The sequence below is a fragment of the Pseudomonas marincola genome (assembly GCF_900682675.2).
In the GTDB taxonomy this organism is placed as follows: Bacteria; Pseudomonadota; Gammaproteobacteria; order Pseudomonadales; family Pseudomonadaceae; genus Aquipseudomonas; species Aquipseudomonas marincola.
The window spans coordinates 1,439,931-1,458,257 of record NZ_LR215729.2 but is presented as its reverse complement, the minus strand read 5'-3'; the positions used below and the strand labels follow the sequence as shown (position 1 = coordinate 1,458,257).

18 protein-coding genes are annotated in these 18,327 nt (G+C 56.6%); 7 read left to right on the top strand and 11 right to left on the bottom strand.

From position 1 onward, the window contains the following. Window positions 1-100: 100 nt before the first annotated feature. On the top strand, window positions 101-2,353 hold the full coding sequence (locus PMYSY11_RS06710) for an LTA synthase family protein (RefSeq protein WP_150548675.1): 2,253 nt from the start codon (window positions 101-103) through the stop codon (window positions 2,351-2,353). A 70-nt stretch (window positions 2,354-2,423) separates the two neighbouring features. On the opposite strand, the gene PMYSY11_RS06705 is transcribed toward PMYSY11_RS06710, so the two are convergent. Continuing rightward, window positions 2,424-3,785: a DEAD/DEAH box helicase gene (locus PMYSY11_RS06705; protein WP_069901524.1), complete on the bottom strand. Its 1,362-nt coding sequence runs from the start codon at window positions 3,783-3,785 to the stop codon at window positions 2,424-2,426. 155 nt (window positions 3,786-3,940) lie between these two features. On the opposite strand from PMYSY11_RS06705, the gene PMYSY11_RS06700 reads away from it, so the two are divergent. Further along, entirely contained in the window at window positions 3,941-4,345 is a 405-nt protein-coding gene (locus PMYSY11_RS06700) for an anti-virulence regulator CigR family protein (RefSeq protein ID WP_150548674.1), read from the top strand. Here the strand turns inward: PMYSY11_RS06700 and PMYSY11_RS06695 are convergent. The 5 genes from PMYSY11_RS06695 to PMYSY11_RS06675 form a co-directional block, all read right to left on the bottom strand. Further along, window positions 4,315-5,013 (bottom strand): cupin domain-containing protein, encoded by a 699-nt coding sequence (locus tag PMYSY11_RS06695; RefSeq protein WP_150548673.1) that lies wholly within the window; start codon window positions 5,011-5,013, stop codon window positions 4,315-4,317. The two genes, PMYSY11_RS06700 and PMYSY11_RS06695, sit on opposite strands and share 31 nt — an antisense overlap. A 25-nt stretch (window positions 5,014-5,038) precedes the next feature. Then, window positions 5,039-5,938 carry an EamA family transporter RarD gene (gene rarD / locus PMYSY11_RS06690; protein ID WP_069901521.1) on the bottom strand — a complete coding sequence of 300 codons (900 nt, stop codon included), beginning with the start codon at window positions 5,936-5,938 and terminating at the stop codon, window positions 5,039-5,041. Continuing rightward, window positions 5,935-6,804 carry a carboxylate/amino acid/amine transporter gene (locus PMYSY11_RS06685; RefSeq protein WP_150548672.1) on the bottom strand — a complete coding sequence of 290 codons (870 nt, stop codon included), beginning with the start codon at window positions 6,802-6,804 and terminating at the stop codon, window positions 5,935-5,937. Before PMYSY11_RS06685 ends, rarD begins: the two co-directional genes overlap by 4 nt. A gap of 201 nt (window positions 6,805-7,005) precedes the next feature. Then, window positions 7,006-7,605 (bottom strand): FMN-dependent NADH-azoreductase, encoded by a 600-nt coding sequence (locus PMYSY11_RS06680; protein WP_150548671.1) that lies wholly within the window; start codon window positions 7,603-7,605, stop codon window positions 7,006-7,008. Between the two features lie 159 nt (window positions 7,606-7,764). After that, the gene (locus PMYSY11_RS06675; RefSeq protein WP_150548670.1) at window positions 7,765-8,088 is read right to left on the bottom strand and encodes a 3-phosphoglycerate kinase; all 324 of its coding nucleotides are present in this window, start codon (window positions 8,086-8,088) and stop codon (window positions 7,765-7,767) included. A gap of 108 nt (window positions 8,089-8,196) precedes the next feature. Here PMYSY11_RS06675 and PMYSY11_RS06670 point away from each other — a divergent pair, with 108 nt between their 5' ends. The 5 genes from PMYSY11_RS06670 to PMYSY11_RS06650 all read left to right on the top strand — a co-directional run bounded on the left by PMYSY11_RS06670 (window position 8,197) and on the right by PMYSY11_RS06650 (window position 12,965). Then, window positions 8,197-9,123 carry a LysR family transcriptional regulator gene (locus tag PMYSY11_RS06670; protein WP_069901517.1) on the top strand — a complete coding sequence of 309 codons (927 nt, stop codon included), beginning with the start codon at window positions 8,197-8,199 and terminating at the stop codon, window positions 9,121-9,123. Window positions 9,124-9,136: 13 nt separating this feature from the next. After that, window positions 9,137-9,943: an alpha/beta fold hydrolase gene (locus PMYSY11_RS06665; RefSeq protein ID WP_069901516.1), complete on the top strand. Its 807-nt coding sequence runs from the start codon at window positions 9,137-9,139 to the stop codon at window positions 9,941-9,943. 12 nt (window positions 9,944-9,955) lie between these two features. Continuing rightward, the gene (locus PMYSY11_RS06660) at window positions 9,956-10,510 is read left to right on the top strand and encodes a peptidylprolyl isomerase (protein WP_069901515.1); all 555 of its coding nucleotides are present in this window, start codon (window positions 9,956-9,958) and stop codon (window positions 10,508-10,510) included. 113 nt (window positions 10,511-10,623) lie between these two features. Further along, complete coding sequence (locus PMYSY11_RS06655) at window positions 10,624-12,456, top strand: ABC transporter ATP-binding protein (RefSeq protein WP_150548669.1); 1,833 nt, start codon at window positions 10,624-10,626, stop codon at window positions 12,454-12,456. Window positions 12,457-12,698: 242 nt separating this feature from the next. After that, window positions 12,699-12,965 (top strand): DUF2790 domain-containing protein, encoded by a 267-nt coding sequence (locus tag PMYSY11_RS06650; RefSeq protein WP_069901513.1) that lies wholly within the window; start codon window positions 12,699-12,701, stop codon window positions 12,963-12,965. Window positions 12,966-13,012: 47 nt separating this feature from the next. Here the strand turns inward: PMYSY11_RS06650 and PMYSY11_RS06645 are convergent, their stop codons facing one another. The 5 genes from PMYSY11_RS06645 to PMYSY11_RS06625 form a co-directional block, all read right to left on the bottom strand. Continuing rightward, window positions 13,013-14,146: a GNAT family N-acetyltransferase gene (locus PMYSY11_RS06645; protein ID WP_150548668.1), complete on the bottom strand. Its 1,134-nt coding sequence runs from the start codon at window positions 14,144-14,146 to the stop codon at window positions 13,013-13,015. A gap of 165 nt (window positions 14,147-14,311) precedes the next feature. Further along, on the bottom strand, window positions 14,312-15,625 hold the full coding sequence (locus PMYSY11_RS06640) for an OprO/OprP family phosphate-selective porin (protein ID WP_150548667.1): 1,314 nt from the start codon (window positions 15,623-15,625) through the stop codon (window positions 14,312-14,314). Between the two features lie 216 nt (window positions 15,626-15,841). Then, window positions 15,842-16,093, bottom strand: a complete 252-nt coding sequence (locus tag PMYSY11_RS06635) for a zf-HC2 domain-containing protein (RefSeq protein WP_069901510.1) — start codon at window positions 16,091-16,093, stop codon at window positions 15,842-15,844. Continuing rightward, window positions 16,087-16,698: an RNA polymerase sigma factor gene (locus tag PMYSY11_RS06630; RefSeq protein WP_150548666.1), complete on the bottom strand. Its 612-nt coding sequence runs from the start codon at window positions 16,696-16,698 to the stop codon at window positions 16,087-16,089. Before PMYSY11_RS06630 ends, PMYSY11_RS06635 begins: the two co-directional genes overlap by 7 nt. Beyond that, entirely contained in the window at window positions 16,698-17,819 is a 1,122-nt protein-coding gene (locus PMYSY11_RS06625; RefSeq protein ID WP_069901895.1) for a beta-ketoacyl-ACP synthase III, read from the bottom strand. Before PMYSY11_RS06625 ends, PMYSY11_RS06630 begins: the two co-directional genes overlap by 1 nt. Window positions 17,820-18,327 lie beyond the last annotated feature (508 nt).

Genomic DNA, 18,327 nt, shown 5'->3' with positions numbered 1-18,327 from the left:
ACTGGCAGTTGGCTCGCGCATGTTTCAAAATTATGGCAACCCACCTTCGTGGTAAATCTGGCATTGCCGACAATCTGCAGGCCATGTCATTGGAGTTTCCGTGCGTTTTCTCAGCCGCTGGCTGCAACAGCCTATCAGTGCATCGCTGGCCTTAGCCTCCCTGCTCCTGCTAATCCCTATGCTCAGCCGTTATTTCTTCGGCTGGACGCAACCCTTCGGCTATCTGTCGGACCTTACAATCGGCAGCGCACTGCTGATTCTGCTGGCGCGCCGCAGCCTTTGGCTGAGTGTGCCGATTGCGCTGTTCTGGAGTGTGCTGACCTTAAGCAGTGCTGAGCTGATCAGCGCTGTCGGGCGCATGCCCGAAGTCGGTGATCTGCATTATCTGACAGATGCCCAGTTTGTCAGCCGCTCGACTGAAGGCAACGGGCTCAATCACCCTGTGCTGGCGGGCGTCTTGCTGCTCAATCTACTGGTTTTTGCGCTGCTACAATTTCGCCAACGCAAAGCAGGCGTTCAACCGGTGCGCCTGCGCTGGTTACTGCTGCCGCTAACGCTGTTTATCAGCCATAACCTGTTGCAGGCGCGAATCCCCAGCGACGCTGCGCAGTGGGCTCAATTCAACTTGCCGCACAAGCTGCTGGTCGCCGGTATCAACAGCGCGAGCGCGCAGCTCGACTCGATGTTGAATGGCGATCAACCACCCGTTGCGGTGGATATCAGCGCCCTGTCGCGCCTTGACCTCAACGGCGCACCGTTGCTCAGCGGGCCGGGTAAAGCGCGCAACGTATTGATTGTCACGCTGGAGGGCATACCCGGCGCGTATATCGAACCGAGCCGCCATGCATTGCGCAGCCGTTATCACGAAGACCTGATGCCGCGCCTCAGCGCTTGGGCGCATCGCGGCATGCTCACCAGCGATTATGTACTGCACAGTCATCAGACTATTCGCGGCCTCTACGCGATGCTCTGCGGTGATTACGCCAAGCTCGACTCGGGCACCCCCAAAGGCGTCGAGTTACTGGGCCAGGCCCAACGCAGTGAACACTGCCTGCCCGCCCAGTTGCGCGCGAACGGTTTCAGCACCCACTACTTGCAAGGCGCAGGCCTGCGCTTCATGGCCAAAGATCAGATCATGCCGCGCATGGGCTTTGAGAAGACGCTGGGCCGCGACTGGTTCAAGAATGATGCGTACCTGGAATTTCCCTGGGGCATGGATGACAAGGCCTACTTCGAAGGCGCCCTGAACTACATCGAGCAACTGCGCCAAACGCCAGATAAACCCTGGATGCTGACGCTGCTGACGGTGGGCACGCACCAGCCCTATTCGGCGCCAGCAGACTACCTGCAACGCTACAGCACGCCCAAACAAGCGGCGGTGGCCTACCTCGATGACGCCATTAGCGACTTCCTCGACGGTCTCAAAGCCCGTGGCGTACTCAAGGACACGCTGGTTATCGTCACCTCGGATGAATCGCACGGCATCGAAAATGTCCGTCTTGCCTCAGCCTGGGGTTTCAACCTGATTCTGGCGCCCGAGCAAGAACAATTACCCGCGCTTAAAACCGGAACCTATGGCCACGTCGACCTGACTGTCTCGATACTCGACTATCTGGGCCTGGCGCCGCCACAAGACTTGATTGGTCGCTCCATGTTGCGCGACTACAGCACGGGCCGCTCGATCATTTCCTACACCAATGGGCTCCTGCGCGAACATGACGGCACGGTCCTGACCGAGTGCGACTTTCAGAATGTCTGCCGGCGCTACGCCAGCACGCGGTTCATCAGCGACCGCGCTGAGTATCTGGGCCGCTTTACCGGTGTACAAGCGCAGGCATTGAGCCAACGGGCAGCCTTGCTGGATCAATCGCTGCAGCACAATCAAAGCAGCCTGAGCTACCAGTTCGCCAACAACCGGCCAATCAAATTAAGCGTTGAGCCCGGCAATGACTGGGCCGACAATCTGGTTGGCGCACAATACCTGCTGCTTCCCAAAGGCAGCCACACTCAGGTTACCTTGCGCATTCGTGCGGTAGGCCTCGACGCCGCAGGCGCTCACCTGCAACTCAAGGCCAAGGAATACGAACGCGATGTAAGCCTGCCGATTCCCGAGTTGCCAATTCTCACCGCCGACCAGCCACTGGAAGTCGAGTTTGCGTTCGACAATCTGGATGCTCGCAAGGCGTTCTCGTTTCATCTGCTCGGCCAGGGCAATGGCGCCATCGAGATCATCGACTTCAGTGTCGACACGGTGCCGCTCAACGCCAAGCTGCTGGCGGCGCAGCAAGAAGATGGCGCCCCCGAAATTGAACCCGAAGCATTGCTCGACGACCCTAAACCGGGCAACCCCTAAGCCGCTAGCGGTTTGTGCAGGCAATAAAAAACCCGCTGCGATGCGGGTTTTCTATTGCCTGCGCGCGTGATTACTCGGCGCCTGGCTCGGCCGGTTTGCGGCGCTTGAGCGGGGCCAAGCCGTCTTTACTCACCAATACTGGCGCGTCGGACTTTGGCTTGTTGATCGTGTTGCGCTTGCTTGGCGACTTGGCTGCCGGTTTTTTCGCAGCGGCCTTCTTGCCGGTTTTAGCGTCGGTCTTTTTCTTCTTGGTGCCGGCCGCCTTGCCAGACGCCTTGAGGTTCTTAGGACCCTGATACAGGCCTTTGTGCTCCTTGATGTTACGACGCTCGAAACGCTGCTTGAGGTAGCGCTCAATGCTCGACATCAGGTTCCAGTCGTTGTGGCAGATCAACGAGATTGCCAGACCTTCGCCACCGGCACGGCCGGTACGACCGATTCGATGCACGTATTCATCGCCCGAGCGCGGCATGTCGAAGTTGATCACCAGATCCAGCCCGTCAACGTCCAGACCACGGGCGGCGACGTCGGTTGCCACCAGAATCTTCACCGCGCCCTGACGCAAGCGATCAATCGCCAGCTTGCGGTCTTTCTGATCCTTTTCACCATGCAAGACGAACGCTTTGTAATCGCGCGCAACCAGTTTGCCGTACAGACGATCAGCCTGTACGCGGGTATTGGTGAAGATAATCGCCTTGTCGTAAGTCTCGTTGGCCAGCAACCAGTCGACCAGCAATTCCTTGTGGTAGTTATGGTCGGCGGTGATGATTTGCTGGCGCGTGCCTTCATTGAGCTGGCTGACGCTGTTGAGCTGCAAATGAGTTGGATCTTTCAGCACCTTGCTGACCATCTCACGCAGCCCTGCACCGCCACTGGTGGCAGAGAACAACAGCGTCTGGTGCTCACCGTTGCACAGCCCGGCCAGACGTTCGACATCTTCGGCAAAACCCATGTCGAGCATGCGATCGGCTTCGTCTAGCACCAGCACTTCAACTTCATCGAGCAACAGGTTGCCGGCGTTGGCATGTTCGATCAGGCGACCAGGGGTGCCGATCAGAATATCCACACGACGCAACATCGCTGCCTGCTGTTTGAAGTCTTCACCGCCGGTGATCAGGCCAGCCTTGAGGAAGGTGAACTGAGCAAAGCGCTCAACTTCCTTGAGGGTTTGTTGCGCCAGCTCGCGGGTTGGCAGCAGGATCATCGCGCGCAGGCACACACGCGGCTGCGAGCCACCGTCGCCGAGCAGGCGGCTGAGCATCGGCAATACAAAGGCGGCGGTCTTGCCGCTGCCAGTCTGTGCAATTACCCGCAGGTCATTGCCTTGCAGGGCAGCCGGAATAGCCGCCACCTGCACCGGAGTAGGCTCGACAAATTTAAGCTCGGCCACGGCTTTAAGCAGGCGTTCATGCAGGGCGAATTGGGAAAACACGGGGTAACCTCGACAAAAAAACTGGACTCAGCCGTATAGCGTAACGTTTTCCTGAGCGTTGGCCGAGTTTCTTTACAGATTTGCCGTAATTATTCATGGATATACACTGATATTTGCTTGTCGAAGATCGTACAAGACAATTTCTGGAGATATTTATGCTCGGGTCATCAAGCCTGTTCGTTACTGTCAGCCTCGCAATCGCGCTGGGTGCTCAGCCTGTATTGGCCGCCCCCAAGCACGACAAGCATGGCGGCAACCATGACAGCGACATCAGCATCAACCTTAATGGGCCGTCCATCGATATTGGCCGCGTGCGCGTCATTCTGGGTGATAACCGCGACCTGATCGGCCCGGCCAGTTCGCTGCCGCCCGGCATTGCCAAGAACCTTGCGCGTGGTAAACCGCTGCCGCCGGGCATCGCCAAGAAGTTTGATAATCGCCTGATCGGCAAGCTGCCGCGCTATGACGGCTACGAATGGCGCCAGGCCGGTACCGACGTGGTGCTGGTCACGCTGGCGACCGGGGTGATTTACGAAGTACTGAGAAACGTACTCGACTGATCCGCAGCGGGCGTCTCAATGAGATGCCCGACCTTCACGTAAATCAGGCAGCCTTCAGTTGAATACGGCGTGTGCACAGAGCCATGCGGATTACGCAGCCAGGTGCCCGCCGGATAATCACCGAACTCGTCCTGAAATACCCCTTCGAGCACCAGAATTTCCTCGCCGCCCATGTGCCGGTGCGCCTTGAATTGAGTGCCTGGCGCCCAGCGCACCAAGGCCGTGTGCACGGTGGCGAAGCTGTCGAGCGGCAACACGCTCAAACCCGGCACCAGCCCCGGTTGAAACTCGGCGCTGCGGGTATCAATGCGCTTTACCGCTTGATCATCGGGTTGCTGGTAGCAGAGTTTGACCAACAGCAAACAGCCGTCTGGGCTCGCCGGTGCATGCTGGCTGCCCGGTGGATTCTTGATCCAGAAACCGCGCGGATACTCGCCAAACTCATCGGTAAACGTGCCGTCGAGCACCAGAATCTCCTCGCCCGCAGGATGACTGTGGCTGCGAAAGCTTGAGCCGGGCGCGTACCGTACGATTGAGGTGGCCTTACCGCTCTCGGCAGCAAAGCGCTCCAGCGGGCGCCGCTCTACACCGGCAAGGGGTGAAGGCAGCCACTCCAGCGTGTTGCTGTCGACGACCACACGCTTGTTGATATCGGCATTTACCTGCACCGCATTACTCCTTGAGAATCAGTCTTCAGATCAGTTTCTTGCGCTGCTGTTTAATCAGCAGACGCGTACTATCAAGTGCAACCAGAATCACCGCAATCCAGATCGGCACATAGGTGATGAGTTGCTGGCTATCAATACTTTCGCCCAGAAACAACAACGAAACAGCGAATAACAGCACCGGCTCGACGTAACCGAGAATTCCGAATAGCCCCATCGGCAGCAGTCGGCTGGCAACCAACATGGCCGCGAAGGCCAACGTTCCGAGTAATCCCAGCCCCGGCAGCAGCAACCACAATTGCGGCGCTTCGGTGAAAGCCGCCTCAGGCCCGAAAGCGACAATGATCCAGATGGCCAACGGCGCCAGCACCAGCATTTCGAGGATGAAGCCGGACAAAGAATCCAGCGCCATCCAGCGACGCAGCATGAAGTAAGGCGGATAACCCAAAGCAGTCACCAGCGTTACCCAAGAAAATGCCTGCGTACGCCACAGCTCATGTGCCACGCCGCAGGCGGCAAAGAACACGGCAATCTTGATCAGCGGCCGCAAGCGCTCACCGTAGAAAACCCGCCCGGACAACACCATGGCCAGTGGCAGGAGAAAATAGCCCATCGACACATCGAGCATTTTGCCGGACAGCGGCGCCCAGACAAACAAGCCCCACTGAATGCCAATAAGAATGGCGGCAACCGGCAACGCCAACATCAGCTTGGGTTCACGCCTTAATCGCGTGAAAGCGCCGCGCAACAGCGGCCACTGGCGGGTCAACAGCACCAGCAACAGAATCGCCGGTATTGACCACAACACCCGCTGCGCAAAAACCTGCACACCGTCCAGCGGTGCCAGCCATTGCACATAGCCAGGAATAAGCGCAAATAAAATGGAGGCGCCGACCGAAAACGTCACCCCACGACCCGAAAGATTCATCCGCTAACCTTGGCGCCAGGCATCATGCCTTGGCGGGTTATGAACAGGGAAAGTGCAATCACCGCGCCGCCGATGCTCAACCGGAGTAAATCGGCATCGCGGTTCCACAGCAACAGGTTGACCAGCAATCCAGCCGGCACCAGCGCATTATTCATCACAGCCAACGTGCCACCGTCGACCAGACTCGCACCTTTATTCCACCAGTAAAGACCAAGACCCGACGCCACGAGGCCAAGCCACGACAAAACCGTCCATTGCGTGACCGTGTGCGGCAGCTTTTCGCTGTTGCCGAACAGCAGGAATGCCGGCAACGCGACGGCCAACGCACCGAGGTAGAAATAACCGAAACGCCGATGCTGAGGAATCGGCGACGGGAAGCGCTGCAGCAGGTGCTTGTAGAAAACCTGCCCGGCAGCAAAGGTGGCATTGGCGATTTGCAGCAAGAAGAAGCCGTAATAGAAATCCGCACTGATGTGGTCGAAGCGAATAATCGCCGCCCCGAATACCGCAACCACAGCGGCGAGCAGCGCCCACGGATTGAAACGCCGATTAATCGCATCCTCAATCAGGGTCACATGCAGCGGCGTAAGAATGGTGAACAGCAAGACTTCGGGCACGCTGAGCACACTGAAACTCAGGTACAGGCACACGTAGGTGATACCGAACTGCAGGGCGCCAATCACCAACATGCCCTGAATAAAACGCGGCTCGACGCCACGCCAGCGCGTCATCGGCAGAAACACCAAGCCGGCAATGACGATGCGGGTCAGCACGGCAAAATAACTGTCGACCTGACCGGCCAGATATTCGCCGATCAAACTGAATGAAAACGCCCACAGCACGGTTACAAAAACTAGATATCGCATGGCCACCCCTTTTGCAGGCGGCGACCTTAGCGTGTCCGTGGCAATTGAACAATCGTGAGGCGCTGCGAAAAAAATCGCCGATAAAAAACCGGGCAAGCCGACTCAACCTCCCTGCAGGAGTTGAAGCGCCTTGCCCGGTTTGCAAATCAGCTTGCGACGAAAGCTAGCTGATGTGTGCAGCTGTCAGCGTGAAGGCTTGGCTCAAGCCACTTCAGCCATTTTCGCCTTGGCCGCAGAGATACCTTTTTGCTGATGCTCTTCACCCAGATTCAAGCCTTCGGCGTGAATGAAGCTGACATCGTGGATGCCGATAAAGCCCAGCGCCTGACGCAGATAGGGTTCCTGATGATCCAGTGCGCTGCCAGCGTAAACGCCACCGCGTGCGGTCAGCACAAAGGCGCGCTTGCCAGTCAACAGACCTTGCGGGCCGTTCTCGGTGTACTTAAAGGTCACACCGGCGCGCAACACGTGGTCGAGCCAGGACTTGAGGGTGCTCGGAATGGCGAAGTTGTACATCGGCGCAGCCAGCACCAGCACATCGGCGGCCAATACTTCATCCGTCAGGGTATTGGAAAGCTTCAGCGCAGCCTGTTCGGCAGCGCTTTGCTGATCCGCCGGAGTCATCCAGCCGCCCAGCAGGTTGCTGTCCAGGTGCGGAACCTGATCAACCGCCAGATCACGAACGGTGATTTGATCCGCCGGATTAGCGGCTTGCCACTGCGCAACGAAGTCTGCGGTCAGTTGACGAGAGATAGAACCTTGCTTGCGCGCACTGCTTTCGATTACCAGAACATTAGCCATACTGTTTGACTCCATCGAGGGATGTTTGTTGTCGATGGAGCTAAGACTAATCAGGTTAAAATCGATTAAAAAGCGCAATATATTGCTTTAACCAATCGACAATATTGATTTATAAGCGAGCGGGCTCTAGTCTGGCTTAAGCCAATTTACGCGCACATTTCAGCCGTTTCTCTCAACTTCACAGACGACGCTTACGCGCAGCTTGATAATTTTACGAGAGAATTTGATCGATAAATTGGTGTCTTCGCCACCAGACAACGCGGCGCTGCGGGTACGCGGGGCTTCTGGTCCGTTGCGGAAGGTGGCTTTGCACTTGGCGTCAGCCTGGCCGTAGTTGTAAAGAACAACCGCGCCCATGCTGTCGTCGATCTCAAGGCCGGTCACTGAAACCTCGGCACCGTTGAGTTTTTTATCAATTTCGATCGGGTAGGCGAAGGCCGTTAGCGGTAAAAGTGCAATCAGTGCGCAACAAATTTTTTTCATGTTCTGGCTCCTGGAAGTAGCCGCCAGTGTAGAGCGAGATGCTCCCGGTGTGCACCCGAGCTGATCTATAAACCCGAATTAGCCTGCTGAATAAGGAACACACGACCCATGAAAGCGCCGCGCGTAACCCTCGATCAATGGCGAACATTACAAGCGGTAGTCGATCAGGGTGGATTTGCCCAGGCGGCGGAAATCCTCCATCGCTCGCAATCATCTGTCAGCTACACCGTCGCACGAATGCAGGACCAGCTCGGCGTACCGTTGCTGCGCATCGATGGCCGTAAAGCGGTGCTGACCGAGGCCGGCGATGTTTTGCTGCGCCGCTCGCGGCAACTGGTCAAACAAGCCAGCCAGTTGGAAGACCTGGCCCATCACATGGAGCAAGGCTGGGAAGCCGAAGTCCGTCTGGTTGTGGATGCGGCCTACCCCAACGCCAAACTGGTTCGCGCCCTCACCGCCTTCATGCCACAAAGCCGTGGCTGCCGGGTTCGTCTGCGCGAAGAAGTGCTTTCGGGAGTCGAGGAAATTCTCAAGGAAGGCACAGCCGATCTGGCCATTTGCGGCTTCAACATTCAGGGTTATCTGGGCGCAGAACTGGGCTCAGTCGAATTCATCGCCGTCGCCCACCCGGATCACCCATTACATCGCCTCGGCCGGCAACTGACCTTTCAGGACCTCGAATCGCAAATGCAGGTGGTCATTCGTGACTCGGGCCGCTTGCAGCCACGCGACGTTGGCTGGCTGGGCGCCGAACAACGCTGGACGGTCGGCAGCCTGGCCACCGCCGCCGCCTTCGTTAGCAGCGGGCTGGGGTTTGCCTGGCTGCCGCGCCACGTCATTGCACGTGAACTCAACGACGGTCAGCTGAAACCATTACCGCTGGATCAGGGCGGCAACCGCAACCCGACATTCTTTCTCTATTCGGACAAGGAGAAGCCGCTGGGTCCGGCAACGCAGATTCTTGTCGAACTGATTCAAAAATTCGACGCGGCGCCGCTCAACGCAGAATTTGCATCCCCACCCTCCCCAGTCTGAAGGAACAGACCCCATGTCCTATTTCGATAATGATGGTTGCCAGCTGCACTACGAAGAATACGGTGAAGGCAAACCCCTGCTGCTGGTGCACGGGCTGGGCTCCAGCACACTGGACTGGGAATACCAGATAGGCGAGTTGGCCCGTCACTATCATGTTTTCGCTATCGATCTGCGCGGCCATGGCCGCTCAGACAAACCCCGCGAAGCCTACAGCATGGAAATTTTCGCAGCCGATGTGGTGGCGCTGATCGAACACCTGAACTTGCCGCCCGTGCATCTGGTTGGGATTTCCATGGGCGGCATGATCGGCTTTCAAATCGCCAGCCAGAACGTCGAACTGCTCAGCAGCCTGACCATTATCAACAGCAGCCCCGAGGTCAAAGCCAAGAAGCCGGCGGATTACATTCAGATCGCCAAGCGCTGGACGCTGGCTCGGGTCATGAGCCTGGAAACTCTGGGCAAGGCGCTGGGCAAGCTGCTGTTTCCCAAGCCGGAACAAGCCGACCTGCGCAGAAAGGTCGAGGAACGCTGGCCGCGCAACGACAAGCGCGCTTATCTGGCCAGTCTCAACGCCATTATTGGCTGGGGCGTCAGGGAACACCTTGCACGAATCACCTGTCCTACGCTGGTGATCAGCGCTGACAAAGACTACACGCCAGTCGCACTGAAACAGGCCTACGTCAGCGAGATGCCTAATGCACGCCTCGAAGTCATCAGCGACTCGCGCCACGCAACGCCGATGGATCAGCCACTGGAATTCAATAAACGCTTGCTTGCCTTTCTTTCGGAAGTCGACACAATCAACAAAAACCCCGCATAAGGATCTACCCGAATGTTGAAAAGACTCGTCCTTGCTGCCTGCTCCATGCTCCTGGCGACTAGCCTGCTGGCCGCTGAAAATCCCAAGGTGCTGATGACCACCAGCCTGGGTGAAATCGAGATTGAACTGAATCAGGAAAAAGCGCCGTTGAGCGTGAAGAACTTCCTCAACTACGTGGATACCGGGTACTACCGTAACACCCAATTTCACCGGGTCATCCCCGGCTTCATGATTCAGGGCGGCGGTTTCGATGCCAACATGAAACAAAAGCAAACCCAGCCATCGATCAAGAACGAGGCCAATAACGGTCTGCACAACGTGCGCGGCACCATCTCCATGGCCCGCACTCAGGTTGTCGACTCGGCCACCAGTCAGTTCTTCATCAACCACAAGGACAACGCCTTCCTCGACAACGGCTCGCGTGACTTTGGCTACGCCGTATTCGGCAAGGTAACCAAAGGCATGGAAGTGGTCGACAAGATCGCCCAAGTCCCGACTGGCACCCGTGCCGGCATGCCCAACGTGCCGCAAACGCCAGTGATGATCGTCGACATCAAGCGCCTGTAAATCTTCGTTGCACCCTTCTGACCGGGCACATTCAATTGCCCGGCCAGATTCCCGCCACAAACGACTACTCCCTGATAGGCTAAAGCCCATTCCCTTCAGCCAGGACGGCGCTGATGCTATTTCGTTTTTTCGAGTCGCGGGTCGATGTCTTCAAGAACACGGCTGATGAAGCGCCGCCGCGCAGCATTGCGGGTTTCTACTGGCACTATTTGAAGCAGGTCTGGCCACTCTTCCTCGCCTTGCTCATCGTCGGTGTCTTCGGTGCGCTTATCGAAGTTTCGCTGCTTAACTTTGTAGCGCAACTAATCGACATGGCCCAGGCCACGCCAAGCAGCGAATTTTTCAGCCGCTATCGCAACGAATTGCTGTGGATGCTCTGCGTGGTGATGATCATCCGCCCCGTGGTATTTGGCCTGCACGATCTACTCGGCAATCAGGCGATTACGCCCAACCTGACCAACCTGGTTCGCTGGCAAAGCCATCGCTACGTACTCAAGCAAAGCCTGCGTTTCTTTCAGAACGACTTTGCCGGGCGTATCGCTCAACGCATCATGCAGACAGGGCCGTCGTTGCGCGACTCGGCAATGCAGGTGATCGAGGCGCTGTGGCATGTGGTGATCTATGCCGCCGGCGCGCTTTATCTGTTTGCCGAAGCGGACTGGCGGCTGATGGTGCCGTTGCTTGTGTGGATTTTGGCCTACTGCTTATTGCTGACCTATTTCGTCCCGCGTATCAAGCAGCGCTCAGCCACCGCCTCGGCCGCGCGCTCCAAACTGATGGGCCGTGTGGTCGACGGCTACAGCAATATCAGCACCCTCAAGCTGTTTGCCCACACCCGTGAAGAGCAAAACTATGCGCGCTCAGCGATGCAAGAGTTGCTCGACAAGGTGCGCATTCAAACCCGCACGGTGACCGCCTTGGATGTCAGCGTCACGGCCATCAATGGGCTGCTGATCGGTGCGACCGGCGCCCTCGCCTTGTGGCTGTGGAGCAATCAGTTAATCAGCACAGGCGCAATCGCCCTGGCGCTGGGACTGGTGATCCGCATCAACAGCATGGCGGAGTGGATCATGTGGGTGGTCAATGGCATTTTCGAGAACGTCGGCACCGTGCAAGACGGCATGAAAGCGATTGTGCAGCCCCGCGAGGTACAGGATCGCGAAGACGCTCAACCACTCAACGTGCGCCACGGCAGTGTGCAGTTCGACAGCATCGGCTTTCACTACGGCAAAACCGCAGGGGTCATCAGCGACCTGAGTTTGCACATTGAGGCCGGTGAAAAGATCGGCCTTATCGGCCCCTCTGGGGCAGGCAAGTCAACCTTGGTCAGCTTGCTGTTGCGCCTCTACGACCTGCAAACCGGACGCATTCTGATCGACGGCCAGGACATCGCCAATGTGACCCAGGAAAGCCTGCGCGCACAAATTGGCGTAGTCACTCAGGACACCGCCCTGCTGCATCGTTCTATTCGCGACAACCTGCGTTACGGCCGTCCCGCGGCCAGCGACAGCGAGCTGGACGCAGCAATGCGTCAGGCCCACGCCGAGGACTTCATCAAGGCACTTGATGACAATCAGGGCGGCAAAGGCCTCGATGCTCAGGTTGGCGAGCGCGGGGTCAAGCTCTCAGGCGGCCAGCGCCAGCGCATTGCAATCGCCCGGGTGTTGCTCAAAGACGCGCCGATTCTGGTGCTGGATGAAGCCACTTCGGCGCTGGACTCAGAAATTGAAGTGGCCATTCAGGAAAGCCTCGACACGTTAATGCAGGGAAAAACGGTAATCGCCATTGCCCACAGGCTGTCGACTATCGCCCGCATGGATCGCCTTGTGGTGATTGATCAGGGCCACATTGTCGAAACCGGCACTCATGCCGAGTTGATCGCCAAAGGTGGGCTGTACGCGCGACTCTGGCAGCATCAAACCGGCGGATTTGTCGGCGTTGAATAAGCCGCTGAGCATGCCAGTCGACGATTAGACAAATAGCTAGCTTGCTTTGTAACCAAACATTGCATAATCTCGGGCTCAGGGTGTGACAAATGGTCGCGACCAGCTTAACCCCTCTTGCTTGAGCCTTCGGGCTTTGCTCGTGCTTTTGAATCTGAGGCTTCTGAATCAATCCTTCAGACCCACTCGATGACAATTGCGAGTTTCAGTTGATGTGTTACTTCCAGAATTAAGGAAAGGCCATTATGAAAATTGCGTCAGTCGTTACAGCGTTCATCACCAGCCTTGCACCTGCTGCATTTGCGGCAGAAGTAGACCGCGAGCCCGGCTCAGGGATTCCGGCAGTTAAATATCAATACGGCATGCAAGTAGACATCAGCAAAGTCCTGTACCGCACGGACAACTCGAAGAAAGTAGGCGTTGTACCGGTCAATGTTGTGTATGAGGACAGCAAAGGCGAAATCCACAAAATTCAATTCCTGGAGTGGGGCAACGGCCCGCACAACGTATAACGCCTTGCCCTGACCTGCCGCAGGTACAGGTCAGGGCTAACGCGACCTCAGTCGCTGGTTTGCTGGCGATAAGGCAGCAGGCTACACGCCTCTTTCGCATACTGGCTCACACCCTCCCGCTCTTCCTGTAAGAAATCCGCAACCGCATTGCGCAGCCCCGGATGGCACAGGTAGTGCCAGGAACGGGTGATCACCGGTTCAAACCCGCGAATCAATTTATGCTCACCTTGCGCACCCGCATCGAAGCGCTTGATGCCGTGGGCGATGGCGTAATCCATGCCCTGATAAAAGCACGTCTCGAAGTGCAACCGGTCAAACTCGCCAAGGCATCCCCAGTAACGGCCATACAGGCTATCGCCATCGATCAGGCTGAATGCCATCGCAATCGGCTGGTTGTTCTGAACAGCCATGACCACGCGAATACTCTCTGGCATGTTTTGCGCCAGCAGGCTGAAAAATGACCGCGTCAGATACGGCAACTGACTGCGCACCCGATAGGTGTTGGCGTAGCAGGTATATACGAAATCCCATTCCAGCTCAGACAACTGACTGCCGGTACGCCAGTCAAAATCGAGGTTCTGTGCGGCCACCTGCTCACGCTCCTTACGCATTTGTTTGCGCTTGCGTGAACTGAGGGTGTCGAGGAAATCCTGAAAGTCGCGATAACCGCGATTGTGCCAATGGAACTGACAACCGTAGCGCTCCAACCAACCTTCACGCCCTTGCAGCAGCCCATCAGCCTTGGGATCGGTGAAGTTGATATGCGCGCTGGATAAACCACGCTCAGCCAAGGTTTCTGGCAGCACATCGAGCATGTTGCTCAATGCTTCAGGCGTACCGAGCAAACGTGCACCAGAGACGGGCGAAAACGGAATCGCGCAGAGCAGTTTGGGATAGTACTGAATACCGGCCCGGGCGCAGGCATCGGCCCAGCCGTGATCAAACACATACTCGCCATAGGAGTGGCTTTTCAGGTAGCCGGGAATGGCCGCGCAGAGCGTGCCTTGTGCATCAAACCACGACTGATGCGCAGGGCTCCAGCCCGAGCGCCCTCCCACACTGCCGCTGAGTTCCAGCGCTTGCAAAAAGGCATGGCGCAGAAATGGCTGACCGGCTGGCACCAGTGCGTCCCACTGGCCCGGATCTAGATCGTCGATGGAACAAGGCTGTGATGTTTTCATGGCCGCAGTCTGGCCTTTTGCGCAGATGAAAAAAAGCCCCGCTTGAGAGCGAGGCTTAAAAAGAGCACCAATTGTTGCTCTGCGTCGAGACCTGCGCAGGCAGTCGTTACGCAGGTCAACATGAGCCGCAGGGGCTCATGCGTCGATCACTCGTACTAACGTGTCTTAGAACACGTATTGCATGCGCATTACGAACGCATCGCCATCATCGTCGCCAGCGGCGTTTTCGATGTTGTCGGTGTTGAGCATTACGTAGTTAGCAGCAACTTTGACCGCTTCAGTGGCGTACCAGTTAAGGCCCACAGTGTGGATGCTGGCTTCGGTATCGCCGACCTGGCGGGTAGCAGTCGAGGTCACTACGTTGCCATCATCGACATTGATGTGGTCGTAACGGTAGAACACTTCCCAGGCACCGAGTTGCTTGTCTTCAGGCTTAACGATGTCGAACTTGGCGCCATCGAGCTTGTAGCCGCGAGACTCACCAGTAAGGGTGTATGCCACCTGACCGTAGTAGCCGTCGGTGTCGATGTCTTTGTAAATCGCGTTATCGGCTTTCAGGGTGCGGGTCAGGTATTCACCCTGAGCCGAGAAAGGACCCATTGCCCAGGCCAGTTCAGCGCCCCAGACCGAATCACTTTCGAAGTCACCAGCAACGCCCTGGAAGCCACCGAATACAGCGCGGTTGCCATTGGTACCGGCATCGTTACCGCCGTTGGTGGAGACACCGCGCACGGTCAGACGTGGACGAATACGGCCATCGACAGCTGTGTCTTCAAGGTCACGGCTGGCGTAGTTGACACCCACATGCAGGACATTACCCGCTTCAGCCATCGGCGCGAATACACCGCGCAAGTTGAACTGCTTAACGCTGTCGCCATCGGTATCGTTGGCGTCTTTGGCGCTGATACCGCCCGACAACCAGAACATGTCACCGGCAACGCCACTGGCTTGAGCACCAAGGCCGTTCTCGTGGCCGTTCACCCAGTCAGCCACTTCATAGGCTGCGTTACGCTCGATAGCGGTGATCGACTTGGAGCTGGTGGCTTTTTCCAGACCAAAGTCCGGATCGAAACGGCCAAACTTCAAGTTAAATGGTTTGAAACCGGTGTAGGCAATCGACGCTTCATCGAAGTAGCCGTCATCCGAGTTGCCGGCGTTGTGCGCGAAATCGTAGCTGATTGCGTACTTCCAGTCGGTGTAAGCAACACCGCTGATTTCCAGGAATGCGCGACGGAAGTAGGCTGCGTCTGCGGTTTCACCGTTTTTGGTGTAGAAACCATCGAAGCGGCTGTAGTCGGCTTGCAAACGGCCGCCCAGCTTGAAGCTGAATTCTTTGTCGGTAGTGGCTACTTCAAGACCGCCTTTGGTTTTGACAACAATGTCAGCCCCATCAGAAGTCACAGTGCCGGCGAATACTTGCGTGGAAACAGCCATTGCCAGAGCGGTGGCAGCGACACCGGCGAAGTGCTTACAGATCATCGAAAAATTCCCCTATGGACTTTTAGTCGTAAAACACACGAGTGTTTGAGCTCGTTTGTGTGGGGGAATCTTGGCGGTGAGATATGTCAGCTCGGTTGCTGATATATAAAGATTTTGTGACAACGGAACTTTTTTTACTTCGAATACTTATAAGCAGCTATAAGCACCCGCGACTGCAACCCGCGAGCAGTCGGGACTATCGAGGAGTGGCACAGATTAACTCTGATGATTACCGCGCTGCTTTCCTTGTCGGATTTCAGACAAGCGAGCAGCCAGCGAATCAAGTGCGGCAGACTCCTCAACAGGGAGCCTGCGCACAACAGCCTGAGAAAGGCGCATGTGTTTGATGAAGCGGCGACAGTTGATGCACATGAGCAAATGCGTGCGCATGGAAATCCGCGTTCGCAGACTCATTCTGTTGTCGAGCAAGTCGCCCGAACGCTCAACCAGTTGCTTGCAAGTCAGCATTTACCTGTTTCCTCAAAATGCTCCAGGGTCGCGAACACTTTAAGGCGCGCCCGGTGTAGTAGTACCCGAACATTTGAGAGCGATATATCAAGAAGATTACAAATTTCTTCCAACTCCAAGCCCTGCCGTTCACGCAGCAACAACACACTGCCCTGAGAGGCCGACAGACTTACCAATGTTTTTTCCAGGCACTCGCGGAGTTCGACCTCCATGAGCAGCTTCTCGGGAGTATCCTGATGCCACGCATGCGGGGCCAGTAACCAGTGGCCATCATCCGCGAAATGTTCATCGCCGATGGTGCCATGCGGGCCGGGCAGGTCGTCAATCAGAACCTCCCGGCGATTATGCTTCAACCGAGTTTTAGCTGTATTGGCGGTGATGGTCAGCAACCAGGTTTTGAGGCTCGAACGCACCTGAAAACCATCGAGATTATTGACCACAGCCAGCCATGCATCCTGGACGACTTCATCCGCATTACGGCTGCCCACAATAGCAAACGCAACCGCACGCATTGCCCCCTGATAGGTGGCAACCAACTCCCTGTATGCTTTTTGCTCGCCCGACAGAAGCCGTGCGAGTAAAGCGCTATCGTCCGGATAATTCATCAAATTTTGCGCAAAATCACACTGCCAATCGAGTAGCCTGCGCCAAACGAGCTCAGCACACCCAGCGACCCGACCGGCAGATCATCCTGATATTTATGCAGAGCAATCACTGAGCCTGCAGAGCTGGTGTTGGCATAGGTGTCGAGAATAACCGGCGCCTCACCTGGCTCGGCGTCACGGCCCAGCAACTTGCGCGCAATCAGCAGGTTCATGTTGAGGTTGGCCTGGTGCAGCCAGAAGCGCTTAACGTCATTGACGCTCAACTTGTTCTCTTCAAGGTGGGCAGCAATCAGTTCGGCCACCATCGGGCAGACATCTTTGAATACCTTACGGCCTTCCTGCACGAACAGTTTGTCGCGGGCGCCCTGGCCCTCTTCTGCTGCGCGGTTGAGGAAGCCAAAGTTGTTGCGGATGTTGTTGGAGAACTGAGTCAGCAATTTGGTGCCGACAATATCGAACTGGTAGGCGGAGGTCGCCTGATCCTTGCGCTCGATAATCACGGCAGTCGCCGCGTCACCAAAAATGAAGTGGCTGTCGCGGTCGCGGAAGTTCAGATGTCCGGTGCAGATCTCCGGGTTAACCATCAGGATCGCGCGAGCCTGCCCCAACTGAACACTGTTGGTCGCAGCCTGAATGCCGAACGTTGCCGACGAGCAGGCCACGTTCATGTCATAACCGAAGCCCTGAATGCCCAGCGCCGCCTGAACTTCGATGGCAACAGCCGGATAAGCACGCTGCAGGTTCGAGCAGGCGACAATCACGCCGTCGATGTCGGCAGCGGTTTTACCCGCACGCGCCATAGCTTCCTGAGCGGCGCCAATGGCCATCTCGCAAAGAACGCCCCACTCATCATTTGTGCGCTCGGCAATCCGCGGCACCATGCGCTGCGGATCAAGGATGCCGTCTTTGTCCATGACGAAGCGGCTCTTGATGCCCGATGCTTTCTCGATGAATGCACTGCTCGATTCAGTGAGTGGCTGCAATTCACCGCGGGCAATGGCATCGCTATTGTCCGCGTTGTATTGGCTTACATACGTATTGAATGATTCAACCAGCTCGTCGTTGGAGATGCTATTAGCCGGGGTATAAAGGCCGGTACCGCTAATGACGACGTTATGCACGGTCATTCCTCTAGTTCACTGCCGCTCAGGCGGCCAATTATGCATACACCCGCAGTTGGCAGACCGCAGGTACTGTATTTTTCATGCTGGCCAAATTGTTGGTTCCAGCGCTATACAACAGAGTGTGCCACAGCCAGAGCCTTGAAGCCTCGTAGCCTGTAGAGCAAATATGACAATTACGCGCATTTCAGGCCCCCGCCCCGCTCAACCTGAGCAGGACCAAGCCGTGTCAACTTCCCAGCAACTCGGCGGCAAAGAGCTGAACCTGTGTGTTCAGGGCACGCTCACACCTGAAGCAGGGTACTTATATGATCACTTTAGCCAACAACTATCAGCGCCGAGCCCTGAGATTTATCAGGCCCATAAATTGCGGGCATAACGCCAGCACTTAAAAGCTGTCTAGTTTTATCCATACAGGGTGCAAGGTCAAATTAACCCGACGGGCCATCGAGCAGGCCAATGCGGACTTATACCGAACTATCAGTTGGTCATCTGCTGCAACAAGCCC

Bases quoted from the DNA above. Each gene is read 5' to 3' on its own strand.
- PMYSY11_RS06660 (WP_069901515.1), top strand. From the start codon at position 9,956: ATGTTGAAAAGACTCGTCCTTGCTGCCTGCTCCATGCTCCTGGCGACT.
- PMYSY11_RS06640 (WP_150548667.1), bottom strand. From the start codon at position 15,625: ATGATCTGTAAGCACTTCGCCGGTGTCGCTGCCACCGCTCTGGCAATG.
- rarD (WP_069901521.1), bottom strand. From the start codon at position 5,938: ATGAATCTTTCGGGTCGTGGGGTGACGTTTTCGGTCGGCGCCTCCATT.
- PMYSY11_RS06685 (WP_150548672.1), bottom strand. From the start codon at position 6,804: ATGCGATATCTAGTTTTTGTAACCGTGCTGTGGGCGTTTTCATTCAGT.
- PMYSY11_RS06655 (WP_150548669.1), top strand. From the start codon at position 10,624: ATGCTATTTCGTTTTTTCGAGTCGCGGGTCGATGTCTTCAAGAACACG.
- PMYSY11_RS06630 (WP_150548666.1), bottom strand. From the start codon at position 16,698: ATGAATTATCCGGACGATAGCGCTTTACTCGCACGGCTTCTGTCGGGC.
- PMYSY11_RS06665 (WP_069901516.1), top strand. From the start codon at position 9,137: ATGTCCTATTTCGATAATGATGGTTGCCAGCTGCACTACGAAGAATAC.
- PMYSY11_RS06670 (WP_069901517.1), top strand. From the start codon at position 8,197: ATGAAAGCGCCGCGCGTAACCCTCGATCAATGGCGAACATTACAAGCG.
- PMYSY11_RS06650 (WP_069901513.1), top strand. From the start codon at position 12,699: ATGAAAATTGCGTCAGTCGTTACAGCGTTCATCACCAGCCTTGCACCT.
- PMYSY11_RS06645 (WP_150548668.1), bottom strand. From the start codon at position 14,146: ATGAAAACATCACAGCCTTGTTCCATCGACGATCTAGATCCGGGCCAG.
- PMYSY11_RS06680 (WP_150548671.1), bottom strand. From the start codon at position 7,605: ATGGCTAATGTTCTGGTAATCGAAAGCAGTGCGCGCAAGCAAGGTTCT.
- PMYSY11_RS06700 (WP_150548674.1), top strand. From the start codon at position 3,941: ATGCTCGGGTCATCAAGCCTGTTCGTTACTGTCAGCCTCGCAATCGCG.
- PMYSY11_RS06635 (WP_069901510.1), bottom strand. From the start codon at position 16,093: ATGCTGACTTGCAAGCAACTGGTTGAGCGTTCGGGCGACTTGCTCGAC.
- PMYSY11_RS06675 (WP_150548670.1), bottom strand. From the start codon at position 8,088: ATGAAAAAAATTTGTTGCGCACTGATTGCACTTTTACCGCTAACGGCC.